The sequence below is a fragment of the Nocardioides proteolyticus genome (genome assembly GCF_051280635.3).
GTDB lineage: Bacteria > Actinomycetota > Actinomycetes > Propionibacteriales > Nocardioidaceae > Nocardioides.
On the sequence record NZ_JBNBPO030000014.1, the window covers coordinates 96662 to 109518 of the forward strand.

Consider the following 12857-nt stretch of genomic DNA (forward strand, 5'->3'; position numbering starts at 1 on the left):
AGCATGGCCGGTGAGAAACAAACAGTCAAGCCTGACTGTTAATCGCTCACTCGATCCGCGCCGCAAGGGGAAGCCGGCTGCGGGCGCAGGCGCCGACGACACCGGCGCTCAGCAGCGGCAGGCCGACGACCACCAGGGCGATCAGCAGCCACGGCACGTCGAGCACCGCACCGGACAGGTCGGCCTGCCGGGTGAGCGGCTTGCTGATCGCCACCCCGGGGATGAAGCCGACGCTCGCCCCGAGCACGGCACCGACCACCCCCACGACGAGGGCGTACGACGCCGCGATCCGCCGTCGGGTCCGCGGTCGGGCACCGACCGCGGCCATCGTCGCCAGGTCGGGCCGGGCGTCGGACAGTGCGAGGAAGGTGGCCGTGATCGTGCCGCCCAGCATCAGAACCGCGCCCAGGGCAGCGAGCACCAGCTGGATGACCCGCTCCTCGCCGTCGGGCTGGTGGCCGCGCTCGACGTACAGCTCGCCGCCCGCACCACGCAGCTTCGCCAGCCGCTCGTTCACGTCCGCCACCTGCGCGGAGGTCAGGCCCGGGGGCACCGTGAGTGCCGTCGTGGCCATCCCGAGGTGGAGCTCCCGGACCACGGACGGTGCGAGCACGACCGCCACGGCGAACGTGGGCTCGGCCGGTGTCACGACGGCCGCCGGCACCTCGACCGATCGGCCCGGCCGCTCCTCCCCCGACTCCTCGTCGTAGGAGACCACCTCGACGGTGAGGGCGTCGAGCTCCTCGGGTCCGTGGAGGTCGCGGTTGCGCAGCACCACCGCGCCTCCCTCGGCCAGCACCGCCTCCGCCCGGTCCTCCTCCGCAGCACTCAGTCCGAGCGCCGGCGGGATCCTCGTGCCGACGAGGTACGGCGTCCCGAGCGTGCCCCAGCTGGAGAACGTGATCGGCTCCCCACGAGCCTCGAGGGCGAGCTCGACCCAACCGCCGTCCGTCTCCTGGACCACCCCCCTGATCGGCTCGATCGCCGACGCCGGCACCTCCTCGGCCAGGGTCGCGCGGATCGCGGCGAGGTCGGGGTCCGCACCGACCGCGACCGCGCCGTAGCCGTGGCGCAGCTGGGGCTGGTAGCGCTCCTCGTCGGCGGCCGCCTGGCTGCTCACGGCGATGCTGAGCGCGACGACGCCCGCGACGGTGCCGCCGACCGCCGCCACGGCCGGCACGGTGCGCGTGCGGTGGCGCGCCGCGTCCCGCGCCGCGAAGCGCAGCGCGAGCGGCAACCCGGCTGCGAGCCGGGACACCGTCACCACGACGATCGGCACGAGCAGGATCATGCCGAGCACCGAGACGATTGCGGAGCCTCCGACGAGCACCGGTGAGGTGTCGGCGCCGGCGACGCCGAGCAGCGAGCCGCCGATGCCCGCTCCGATCAGGACCAGCCCGACGAGCGGGGAGCGCGCCGACGGCCGGCCCTCTCCCCGGCGTCCTGCGAGCACGGTGACGACGTCCTGGCGGGACGCCGAGATCGCGGGCACCACCGCGGCGAGCACGGCCGAGGCGAACCCGAAGCCGGCGACGACGCCCAGCAGCAGCCACGGCACCTCGAACGGGCCGAACCACTCCCCCTGGAACCGCTGCGCGACGGGGGCGCCGATCGCGCCGACGCCGACGCCGACGAGCGTCCCGACGAGGCCGCCGACGAGGCCCACCACGACGCCGGAGGCGAGGACCGTACGCCGCGCCTGGGCGGGCGTTCCCCCGCTCGCCGCGACCAGCGCCAGCGCGTGTGCCTGCGCCTTCGCACGCACCGCGAAGGCGGGACCGGCCAGGAGCACCACCTCGATCAGGACCATGACCACCACCAGCGCGAGCACCGTCACCATGCCGTCGTCCGGTCCCTGGTCCACCGCGAGCCCCGGCGGCAGGGCCGAGTCGGGGGGCGGGTCGGTGAGCACGGCGCGCGAGGCCACGAAGACGCCGACCTCGTTGGCCGCACGGACGTCGGCCCAGCTGACCGGCCCACCGCCCACCAGCCACTGCCGGCCCGAGCCCTCCGCCACGGGCCCGAACGAGCCGGGCAGGGCGGCGGCGACCGGTCGGCCGCGGATGGCCGCGCTGTGCGCGATGCCGACGACCTCGGCGGTGAAGCGCACGTCGCCGTGCTCACCCTGGCGGATGACGGTGAGCGTGTCGCCGAGCCCGGGACCGCGGGCGGCGGCGGCCGGGTTCACCACCGTCTCCCCGCGCTCACGCGGGAATCGACCCTCCTCCAGCCGGAACAGGCCCGCGGCGAGCGGGTCGTCCAGGTCGACCGCGAACGTCTCCAGGGCACCGAGGCCCTCGTCGGTCTCGAACTCCAGCGACTGCTGGTGGAGCGGAACCAGCGACCGGTCCTCCCCCAGCACGGCGCGCAGGGTGGCGGGGCCGGCTGGGGCCACGACCTGGTCGGTCAGCCAGCTCCGACCGACCTCGGGATCGAAGTGCTGCTCGACCCGTGCCACCGTGTCCGTGGTGACGAGGGCGTCGGCCGCGCCCATCCGGCGCTCGATGCTCTCGACGCTGGACACGTCCGACGTGCGCCACACGACCGTGGCTGCCGTCACGGCGACGACGGGCAGGCAGATCAGCACCAGCATCAGCGCGGTTTGGCCCTTGCGCCGCAGCGCCTCGCGGCGCGCCAGCCGGAGGGCGACCCGCCAGCCGGCGGCTCGCGCGCTCATCGGGCTGCGGGCTCGGTGAGCAGCTCGACCGGGTCGGCCCCGGTCTCGTCGACGACGACGCCGTCGCGGAGGAAGACGACCCGGTCGGCCCAGGCGGCGTGCCGGGCCTCATGGGTGACCAGCACGCCCGCGGCACCGGCGTCGCACCGCGCCCGGAGCAGCCGCAGGATCTCCTCGCCGGTCTCGGTGTCGAGCGCGCCGGTCGGCTCGTCGGCGAGGATCAGCCGGCGCTCACCCACCACGGCGCGCGCGATCGCCACGCGCTGCTGCTGGCCACCGGACATGTCGTCGGGGAACCGGTCCGCCAGCTCGCCGATGCCGACCTCCTCCAGTGCCTGGCGGGCCTCCCGGTGGGCCTCGCGCGCCGGCGTGCCGTCGAGCTCCCGCGGGAGGGCGACGTTCTCGGCGGCGGTCAGGGCCGGGATCAGGTTGAACCCCTGGAAGATGTAGCCGATCGCCGTCCGCCGCATCCGCGCGCGGCCGGACTGGTCGAGGGTGCCGAGGTCGACGCCCTCCACTGCGACGATGCCGGCGGTCGGCTGGTCGAGGCCGCCGGCGAGGGTCAGCAACGTCGACTTGCCCGAGCCCGACGGCCCCATCACCGCGACCAGCTCGCCGGCGTGCGCGCGGAAGCTCACCCCGCGCAGGGCGTGCACCTCCGCGGCTCCGGTGCCGTGCACGCGGCTGACGCCGGTGAGCTGCAGCACCGCGCTCATCGGTCGGCCTCCGGCTTTGCGGCCGGCTCCGGCGGCGTCGTACGACGCAGGCGGGCGCGCGCGTCGTCGAGCCACCGCCGCTCGGCGCGGTCGAGGCGGCGGACCTGGTCGAGGATCGCGTCGTTCACCGCTCGCTCCCCTGCTGCTCGCGCGCCGGCGACGGCGTCATCTCCGGTGCCGGTGTCGCTGCGGGCCGCTCCACCGCGGCGCGGCGCAACCGCGCCTCGCAGTGGTCGAGCCACCGGATCTCGGCCTCCGCGCCGAAGACAAGGGAGTCGAGCACCAGGCTCCACGCGAGCTCCTCGCCCTGGGTGCCGGTCGCCCGGCGCTTGAGGCGGGTGTAGTCCTGGAGGGCGGCCATCGTCGCGCTGCGCTGCTGCTGGATGACCCCGCCGACGTCCACGCCCGGGACGGTCACGGCGAACGCCAGCTTGATGGCCAGCTCGTCGCGCGGCGGCTGGGTCCGCGCCACGGGGGTGGTGAACCAGGCGGCCACCTCGTCGCGGCCGGTCTCGGTGATCCGGTAGATGACGTGGCCCTCGTCGTCCTCGCCGCCACCGGCCACGAGGCCGTCGCGCTCGAGCCGGGTCAGTGTCGTATAGACCTGCCCGACGTTGAGCGGCCACGTCGTGCCGGTGCGCTTCTCGAACTCGCTGCGCAGCTGGTAGCCGTACATCGGCTCCTGCTCCAGCAGGGCCAGCAGGGCGTGCTTGACCGACATCGGGCCTCCTCGGCGTACATACTCGGTATGGAGATGTATACCCGATATGCATCCGGTCTGTCGAGGACCGGCCCGGGACTTCCCCGTGGGGTCGCTCTGGGAGACTCGGGCCCATGCCGAAGACGATCGTGATCACCGGCGCGTCGAGCGGCCTCGGCGCGGAGATGGCCAAGCAGTTCGCCGCCAAGGGCTACGACCTCGCCCTGTGCGCGCGCCGCACCGAGCGGCTCGAGGAGCTGCGTGCCGAGCTGGAGGGTGCCTACGCCGACCGCCGCGTCGTCGTACGACCGCTGGACGTCAACGACCACCCGGCGGTGTTCCGGACCTTCCAGGAGCTCAAGGAGGAGCTGGGCAGGCTCGACCGGGTCGTCGTCAACGCCGGCCTCGGTAAGGGGGCGCGGCTCGGCACCGGCCGCTTCGACGCCAACCTCGAGACCGCGATGACGAACTTCGTCGGCGCGCTCGCGCAGACCGAGGCCGCGATGGAGGTGTTCCGCGCCCAGGAGTCCGGCCACCTGGTGATGGTGTCGTCGATGTCGGCCATGCGAGGGATGCCGAGCTCGATGACGACGTACGCCGCCACCAAGGCCGGCGTGGCGCACCTCGCCGAGGGGCTGCGCACCGAGCTCTACGGCACCCGGCTGCAGAAGAAGGTCAAGGTGACCGTGCTCTACCCCGGCTACATCCGCTCGGAGATGAACGAGCAGGTCGAGCAGTCCACGCCGCTGATGACCTCCACGGAGAAGGGCGTGCGCGCCATGGTGGCCGCGATCGAGAAGGAGGTCGCCGACGCGTGCGTGCCGCCGCTCCCCTGGGCCGCGATGGCGCCGCTGATGAAGCACGCACCGCTGCCGGTGCTGAAGCGGCTCATCTAGCCATCAGCGGAGCCGCTTGAGGAGGTAGAGGATCGCGAGCACGACCAGGACGATGATGAGCACGGTCAGGATGAACTTCATGGCGCTGAGGTACCCCGCGTTCCGGTCTTCATGAGGTCCGCGGCGCAGTGACCTGGCGGGGGCTGCGTCGTTGAGGGGTGTACGGCGCGCTCGGGGCGCACCACCCCCCGTCGTCAGGAAGCCTCGTGCCGTCTCCGCGCCGCCTCGCGCTGCCCTCCCTCGCCCTCGCCGCCGTCGTCGCCGCCGCGCCCGCCCAGGCCGGGTCGCCGGCCGGGTCGCCGGCGCCGGCAGCCGCCGCGGTCGCCGCCGCCTGTGGCCAGCCCGGCGTGCCGGCCGTCCTTGCGACGGTGCACCACGAGGCGACGTACACGACGATCGAGGAGCAGTCCCACGCCGAGTGGCTGTGGGCCCGCGACGTGCCGACCGTGGAGACCCGGTACGTCCGGACGGTCGAGCAGGTCCTGCGCAGCTACGAGTGGTCGCGCCCAGTCCTCGTGGACGAGCGGCAGCACTCCCGGCTCGTCGTCGACCAGCCCTACGTGCCCGCCGTGCCGGAGCAGGGCCGGTGGGAGACCCGCACCGTGCCGCGGACGGTGCAGGTGACCGAGTGGGAGTACGAGCAGCGCCAGACCGGCCGTACCGTGTGGCGGGACCAGGCGGACTGGAACCCCGGGCAGGGCTGGAACCTGACCGGCGCAACCCGGGTCGTCGAGGACGTGCGGCAGGTCACCGAGGACGTCTGGATCATCGTGCGCCCGGCGGTGCCGGAGGTGCCGGAGGTCAGCCACCTGGAGTACCTCTGGCTGCTCGACGGCGCCGCGGCGCCGGCCGGCTACACCGCGACCGGCGCCACCCGCTCGACCAGCACCGGCACCGAGGTGGTGCGGCTTCCCGAGGGGCAGCAGCCGTCCGGCGACGGGTGGACCCGCGGCGCCTGGACCGAGACCGCCTCCGCGATCACCGAGGAGCGGTGGGTCGCCGAGGGGGAGCCGTCGCCGGGGTTCGAGGCCACCGACGACACCCGTCCCGGGACGCCGCGCCGCGAGGTGACCGCGGACACCTCACCGGTCCCGCCGGAGGGCGAGGGCTGGAGCGAGGTGCCCGGCTCCCTGCGCGTGGTGGTCGACGTAGAGGCGGGCAGGGTGCAGGTGACCGACCCGTGGGACGAGGTGGTCCTGGTGACGCCGGCGGTACCGGCGACGGCGCCGTGCCCCGACGCGGCCCCCGGCGAGGTGGACCCGGCGGTCGAGGAGGCCGGCGTGCGCGACACCGCCACCGGCACCGGCCGCGCGCCCGCGCCCATGCCCATGCCTGCGGACTCTCCGGCGGCCGCCGACGCCCTGCCCGCCGCCGGCGCCCCGGTCGACCCGTGGCTCGCCGGCCTCGGCGCCGTCAGCGTGCTCCTCGGCGCCGGACTCCTCCTCCGCCGCCGTACCCCCTGACCCACGAAGTGGCACCTTCCGGCGCGCGAGGTGGGAGGTTCCGGCGCGCGAGGTGGGAGGTTTCGGCGCACGAAGTGGGAGGTTCCGGCGCGCGAAGTGGCACGTTCCGGCGCGCGAGGTGGCACGTTCCGGCGCGCGAAGTGGGACAACTCCTCCCACCTCACGCGCCAGAACCTCCCACCTCTTGGTGGTTAGGACGCCGTAGCGACGTAGAGGTACGTCGAGTTCGGCGCGCCCTCGTAGCCGAGGACCCCGAAGTAGTACGCCTCCGGGTCCAGGCCGCTCCACGACACGTCGAAGGACGTGTCGCCGCCGGTGGTGACCGGCACCGGGTTGGGGTCGACCGCGAGGTCGCCGACCGCCGGTGACCCGCCCAGGTCGTAGACCCGCAGCGAGTACGGCACCGGCGAGCCCTGCTCGCCGGCGGCGAACGCGTCCACCTCGACGATGTAGGTGCCGGCCGGGGCGTTTTCGAGCGTGAACGTCTCGCCCGGCGACGGGGTGGCCGCCTCGCCGGCGACCGCCGTGATGGTGGCGGGGTCGCAGGTCGCTGCCTTGTAGACGTACATGTCGAGGTCGCTGGTGGCGTCCGGCGCGACCAGGTCGAACTGGGCCAGCTCGCTGCCGCTACCGATGGTCACGCACTCCAGCGTGTAGTCACCCTCCGGGAGGGCGCCCTCGCCGACCTGGCCCTTCACCAGTCCGGCCGTGGAGACCGCCAGCTCGCCGTCGAAACCGCCGGTGATCGGCACCTCGACCGAGCCGTCGGTGCCGGTACCGGCGACCGATGCGGGCGCCTTGACCGACACCGGGCGCAGCGCCACGGGAAGGCGGACGGTGGTCGGGCCGGTCAGCGTCACGTAGCCGAACGTCCACTGGCTCAGCGGCGCGGTGGTCCGCTGGAAGGTGAAGTCGACCGGGATCTCCTGCCCGGCCTTCCGCGCCGCCACCCAGCGCCGGCTCGCCGTACCCTTGAAGCCCGGCACGTCGACCGAGACGCGCCAGGCGCCCCGCTCGGCCGCGGTGAAGGTGCGGGTGAACGTCGCCTCGGTCATCAGGTGCCCCTCCGCGATCGACGGGAGGTTCACCTCGTTGGGCGCGATGGCCGGCACGCCGGTGTCCAGACCGATGCCGGTGAGGTAGCCGTACCACTGCTCCCAGTCGGAGACCACGAACAGGCCCGGGTCGAGGAAGCGACGCGGGTTGACGTGGCCGGCGCCCTGCGCGAACAGGTCGTTCGACCGGCCCCCGGACGCGTCCTTGAGGTCGGTGGCGGTGGTCATCATCGCCGACTTGATCTGCATCGGCGACCAGCGCGGGTGCTCCCCCTGGATCAGTGCCGCCAGGCCGGCGACGTGAGGCGCCGACATGGAGGTGCCGGAGTAGAGGTCGTAGTCACGCCCCTCGTTGGACGGCGGCGCGACCGCCGCGAGCACGCTCACGCCGGGTGCGGAGATGTCCGGCTTGAGCAGGTCGCTGTCGTCGGAGGTCGCCGGCCCGCGGGAGGAGAACCCGGCGATCTGCGGCACCGGCGTCTCCTCGCCACTCAGGTTTCCGAGCTCGAACCGTGCGGTGGCCGCTGCCCCCGCCGACTCGAGGTAGTCGTAGACCTTCGGCGAGTCGGTGTGGGAGATGTGGATGGTCGGGACCGCGTGGAAGTCGGCGTCCAGGCTGCCCTCGGTGACGTTGGCCAGGACGACGCCGACACCGCCGGCGCGTTGCACCTCCTTGCTCTTCACCACCCGGTCGTAGGCACCGCGCTGGCAGACCACGATCGTGCCGGTGACCTCGGCCGGGTCGAGGCTGTCCGGCGCACACAGCGCGGTCTCGCTCGCCGAGGCGGAGCCGTTGCCCACGGCGGCGGCGTCGACCAGCGGCGTGCTCGGCAGCGGCGTACGGCTGATCGAGGCGCCGACGATCTGCTCGCCGTTGCCGAGCACCACGGTGTTCTCGAACGACGCGTGCGTGCTCGCCGCGACCGTGGTCACCCACGGGCTGTTGTGCGCGACCGTCGAGGCGCCGGGGCCGTTGTTGCCCGCTGAGGCGGCGACGAAGATGCCGGCCTCCGCCGCGCCCTCGAACGCGATCTCGGCCGCGTCGAGGACGGTGTCGGTGGAGCCGGAGATCGAGTAGTTGATGACGTCCACGCCGTCGATCACGGCCTGCTCGATCGCGTTGACCAGGTCGAAGGTGGAGCCGGTCGCCCGGCCGTCGGCCGTGGCCCACAGCGCCTTGTACGACGCGATCTTCGCGGCCGGCGCGACGCCCGAGACGGTGCCGAAGTCGATGCCCTCGGTGGTGACGTCCTCGACCTGGTTGCCGGCGGCGGTGGACGCGGTGTGGGTGCCGTGGCCGTTGCCGTCACGCGGGGAGATGTAGTCCTCCTCGATGGTGCGGCTCTCGCCGTACCCGTCGAGGAAGTAGCGGGCCGAGATCAGCTTGTGGTTGCACAGGTCGGCGGTGAACTCCTCGCCGACCTGGCAGGTGCCGCGGAACAGTCCGCCGTCGGACTTCCGCATCGACGTCACGGTGCCGTCGACCTGCGCCTTCCAGCGGCCCTCGGGGTCGGAGGTCAGCCGCCGTCCGCGGAAGGATTCGGACTCCGGCCAGATGCCGGAGTCGATGATCCCGACGACGATGCCGTCGCCGGCCTTGCGCTCGCCGCCCACCTGCTTCCACACGCCGCGCTTGCCGGTGAGGCCGAGGAAGTCGGGGGTGTTCCAGGTGTCGGCGTACACCAGGCGGTCCTTCTGGACCAGCAGCACCTCACGGTCGGTGGCCAGCTCGGTGGCCTGCCGCGCGGTCAGGTCGGCGACGAAGCCGTTGGCCGAGATCGTGTAGTGCTTCTCGACGTCGAAGCCGAGGTTGCGGCCCATCCTGTCGTGCGAGGCGCGGAGCTTCTTCGCGTAGGCGACCACCTCGGCGCTGCGCGCGTCGAGCTGCTTGCCGGGTGCGGCCTGGGTCTTGGTGTAGGTCGACGCCGGCGGGGCGGCCAGCATCACGATGTAGCGGCCGGCCTTGAACCGCTGGAGGTCCGCCTTGCTCCCCGACCGGCCCTCGCCGTCGGAGGCGCCGGGGCCTGGGTCGTCCGCGAGCGCGGGTGCCCCCAGCGCTGCGGTGACCCCGAGCATCACCGCGAGGGCGACGATCAGGGCCGAAGGAAGGCGGCGGGCGCGCGCGGCACCCGTTCCCGAGACGTGCATGGGCTCTCCTCCGAGTCCGAGAAGGGGGTACGGCGGCGCTGGAGAAGAGCCGCCGCCGAAACGGACATCTGCCCGTTGCGGACACCCAAGCCGCGGAGATCCGCCACGTCAAGACCCCCGGCACCGGAGATCGTCGTCGTGACCAACCCTTTGCCGAAGGGGAGCCGGAGCCCGGCCGGACTCCCGCCGACTCACGAGGTGGGAGGTTTCGGCGCGCGAGGGGGCGAGGTATGGCGCACGAAGTGGGAGGTTTGGGCGGACGAGGGGGCAAGGAATGGCGCGCGAAGTGGGAGGAAGTGGCGTCGTCGTACGCCGGAGCCTGCCGCCCGGACGCCGGAACCTCCCACCTCGCACACCGAAACCTGCCACCTCGGACGCCGGAACCTCCCACCTCGCGCGCCGAAACGTCCCACCTCGCGCGCCGAAACCCGCCACCTCGCGCGCCGAAACCCGCCACCTCGCGCGCCGAAACCCGCCACCTCGCGCGCCGAAACGTCCCACCTCGCGGGGGCGGGAGGGTGGGGTCAGCGGTAGGTGACGAGGTCGCGGGGGAGGTGGGGGTGTTCGTTGAAGCTCAGCAGGCGCAGGCCGGTGGCGCCGGCGATCACCCGGGAGACCGACGAGTTGACGATCACGGTGTTGAACCGTGACCACACCGGTCCGAGCTCCGCTTCGGGTGGTACGACGAGCTGCGCGGCGAGCGAGGCGATCACCCCGCCCGAGGTGACGACGACGGTGGGTCCGGGGAGCTCGGCCGCCCGCTCCAGCGCGCGACGGGTGCGGCCGACGAAGTCGTCGTACGGCTCGGGGTAGCCGGCCTCGGTCCCGGCCGACGCCCAGTGCCCGGTGGCCGACTCGAAGCGCGCCTGGAACGCCCGCCGGTCGACCGCCTGGTCCAGCGGCTCCCCGCTGACGTCGGCGTGGTGCTCCAGGATCGCGAGGTGGTCGAACTCGTCCCAGTCGGCGTCGACCTCAGCCTCGACCGCGTCTCCTCCGCCGCCGTCCCACCCGGCGCCCTCGGCGATCGCCGCCCACGTCTCCCGGTGGCGCCGCATGCCTCCGTGCACCACCGACCCGGGCCGCACGCCCGAGTCCGCGAGCCAGCGGCCCAGCGCGCGGCCCTGGTCCCAGCCGGTCTCGGAGAGGACGTCGTAGTCGTCGGCACCGAACGACGCCTGGCCGTGCCGGACCAGGAGCAGCACCCCCACTGCGCGCCGCCCGTCAGCCGAACAGGATCCGGCGGCAGCGCGCCTCGAACCCCGCGACGGCGGGCCCGAACACGGCGTACGCCTCGTTGGTGGTCTGGCCGTGGACGTAGCGGTACCAGATCTGCTGGGCGATCACGGCGAACCGGAACAGCCCGAACACCTCGTAGAACCGCCACTGGTCCCAGGTCAGCGTGCGCCCGGTGCGCAGCAGGTAGGCGTCGATCACCTGCTGCCGGGTCCACATGCCCGGGTCGGCCGTCGGCTGCCGGCGGGTCATCCGGAAGAACTCGTCGTCGTCTGCCTGCACCCAGTAGGCCAGCGTGCAGCCGAGGTCCATCAGCGGGTCGCCGACGGTGGAGAGCTCCCAGTCCAGGACGCCGACGATCCGGGTCGGGTCGTCCTCGGCGAGCACCATGTTGTCGAGGCGGTAGTCGTTGTGGATCATCGCCGAGGCGACGTCGGCCGGCTGGTTGTCCTCGAGCCAGCCGGTGATGGCGGACCAGTCGCCGGTGTCGTCGGTCCGGGCGTTGTCGAGCCGCTTGATCCAGCCGCCCACCTGGCGGGCGACGTACCCCTCGCCCTTGTTGAGCGCGGCGAGCTCGGGCACCGCGTCCACGTCGACCGAGTGCAGCGCCACCAGGGTGTCCACCGCCGCGCTGCACAGCGCGTCGGCCTGCTCGGGACTCACCGGGAACCCGAACTCGCTGCGCGGGATCCGGCCACGCAGCCGCTCCATCACGTAGAGCTCGCTGCCGGTCGGGCTCTCCTGGGGCGCGGCGTAGGCGACCATCGTCGGCACTTGGGGGAAGACCGGCTTCAGCGCGGACTGGATGCGGAACTCGCGGCCCATGTCGTGGGCACCCCTGGCCTTGGTGCCCGCAGGCGGCCGCCGCAGGATCAGGTCCGGGCCGGCCGCCATCCGCAACAGGTAGGTCAGGTTCGACGCGCCGCCCGGGAACTGGCGCACCTCCGCGATCGGGCCCCGGTCGAGCCAGGCCTCCACCGCGGCGACGTCGAAGGCGTCCTCCTCGCGGACCGGTCGGCTCTCGTCGCGGGTCTGGGTCATGGCTGCTCCGTGATCTCGTCGAGCTTGCGGGCCTGCGCCCGCATGACGGCGTCGTACGACGCCCGGTCGGTGCGCTTCAGCTCGTGGGCGCCGTGCGCGGCGGGGTCGGGCAGGATCAGCTCATCGCCCCGGTCGAGGCCGTCGAGGACGGCGGCGGCGATCGCGTCGGGACCGAGCGGAGCCTCCTCGACGAGCCTGCTCATCACACCCTGGAGGGCGGTGTCGCGGCCCTCCACGTTGCTCATCAGGTTGGTGCGGAAGTAGGACGGGCACACGACGTGCGCGGTGACGCCGTGGGCCGCGAGCTCGTGGCCGGTGGTCTCGGTGAGCGCCACCACCGCCGCCTTGGTGGCGTTGTAGCCGGCCATGCCGGCGGGGTGCACGAGGCCGGCGAGCGAGGCGACGTTGACGATCCGGCCGCCGCGCTGGCGCTTGAACAGCGGGGTGAACGTGGCCGTGCCGCGCACCGCGCCCAGCAGGTTGATGTCGACGAGCCGCTGCCACTCGTCGATGCCCGCGACGTCGAGCCGGCCGCCGCCCGCGATGCCGGCGTTGTTGACGAGCACGTCCAGGCCGCCGAGGTCCTGCTCGACCCGCTCCCGCGCCGCGGCCCAGTCGTCGTCGCTGGTGATGTCGAGGCGCCAGAGGCCCGCGGCGCCGTCGGGCACGGCCCGGTCGGTGCGGACCACCCGGGCGCCGCGGGACTCCCAGGCGGTGGCGAGGGCGGCACCCAGCCCGGACGCGGCGCCGGTGATCAGGACACGGAGCGGGGCGTCGTACGGGCGGACGGGCGTCTCGGTGCTCACTCGGGCGACCCTACTGACGGGCGCGGGCGGCGTCCCGGACGGGGTGCTCGGAGGTTCTCTGTCACTTCTCGGGCATTGCAATGGCCGCGAAGTGGCGGGAAGCGGCCGTTTCGTGGGCGCGC

Annotated in this window: 10 protein-coding genes; 2 read left to right on the top strand and 8 right to left on the bottom strand. The window is 73.5% G+C overall.

All coding sequences use genetic code 11. From position 1 onward, the window contains the following. Positions 1 to 46: 46 nt before the first annotated feature. The 4 genes from ACPOLA_RS10455 to ACPOLA_RS10470 are packed head-to-tail and all read right to left on the bottom strand — an operon-like array spanning position 47 to position 4114. Entirely contained in the window at positions 47 to 2677 is a 2631-nt protein-coding gene (locus ACPOLA_RS10455) for an FtsX-like permease family protein (RefSeq protein WP_435770364.1), read from the bottom strand. Next, a complete protein-coding gene (locus ACPOLA_RS10460) occupies positions 2674 to 3393 on the bottom strand; it encodes an ABC transporter ATP-binding protein (protein WP_435770365.1) in 720 nt (239 codons plus the stop codon). The genes ACPOLA_RS10455 and ACPOLA_RS10460 overlap by 4 nt, the downstream gene beginning before the upstream one ends. Then, positions 3390 to 3521 carry a hypothetical protein gene (locus ACPOLA_RS10465; protein ID WP_435770366.1) on the bottom strand — a complete coding sequence of 44 codons (132 nt, stop codon included), beginning with the start codon at positions 3519 to 3521 and terminating at the stop codon, positions 3390 to 3392. The genes ACPOLA_RS10460 and ACPOLA_RS10465 overlap by 4 nt, the downstream gene beginning before the upstream one ends. Beyond that, positions 3518 to 4114, bottom strand: coding sequence for a PadR family transcriptional regulator (locus ACPOLA_RS10470; protein WP_435770367.1), 597 nt, complete (start codon positions 4112 to 4114; stop codon positions 3518 to 3520). The genes ACPOLA_RS10465 and ACPOLA_RS10470 overlap by 4 nt, the downstream gene beginning before the upstream one ends. 113 nt (positions 4115 to 4227) lie before the next feature. On the opposite strand from ACPOLA_RS10470, the gene ACPOLA_RS10475 reads away from it, so the two are divergent. Both ACPOLA_RS10475 and ACPOLA_RS10480 read left to right on the top strand, forming a co-directional pair. Next, positions 4228 to 4989 carry an SDR family oxidoreductase gene (locus ACPOLA_RS10475; RefSeq protein ID WP_435770368.1) on the top strand — a complete coding sequence of 254 codons (762 nt, stop codon included), beginning with the start codon at positions 4228 to 4230 and terminating at the stop codon, positions 4987 to 4989. Between the two features lie 206 nt (positions 4990 to 5195). After that, the gene (locus tag ACPOLA_RS10480) at positions 5196 to 6452 is read left to right on the top strand and encodes a hypothetical protein (RefSeq protein ID WP_435770369.1); all 1257 of its coding nucleotides are present in this window, start codon (positions 5196 to 5198) and stop codon (positions 6450 to 6452) included. Positions 6453 to 6643: 191 nt separating this feature from the next. Here the strand turns inward: ACPOLA_RS10480 and ACPOLA_RS10485 are convergent, their stop codons facing one another. The 4 genes from ACPOLA_RS10485 to ACPOLA_RS10500 form a co-directional block, all read right to left on the bottom strand. Continuing rightward, positions 6644 to 9655, bottom strand: a complete 3012-nt coding sequence (locus ACPOLA_RS10485) for a S8 family serine peptidase (RefSeq protein WP_435770370.1) — start codon at positions 9653 to 9655, stop codon at positions 6644 to 6646. A gap of 524 nt (positions 9656 to 10179) precedes the next feature. Next, positions 10180 to 10863 carry a histidine phosphatase family protein gene (locus tag ACPOLA_RS10490; RefSeq protein WP_435770371.1) on the bottom strand — a complete coding sequence of 228 codons (684 nt, stop codon included), beginning with the start codon at positions 10861 to 10863 and terminating at the stop codon, positions 10180 to 10182. Positions 10864 to 10876: 13 nt separating this feature from the next. Further along, complete coding sequence (locus ACPOLA_RS10495) at positions 10877 to 11929, bottom strand: phosphotransferase family protein (RefSeq protein WP_435770372.1); 1053 nt, start codon at positions 11927 to 11929, stop codon at positions 10877 to 10879. Next, complete coding sequence (locus ACPOLA_RS10500; protein WP_435770373.1) at positions 11926 to 12735, bottom strand: SDR family NAD(P)-dependent oxidoreductase; 810 nt, start codon at positions 12733 to 12735, stop codon at positions 11926 to 11928. Before ACPOLA_RS10500 ends, ACPOLA_RS10495 begins: the two co-directional genes overlap by 4 nt. Positions 12736 to 12857 lie beyond the last annotated feature (122 nt).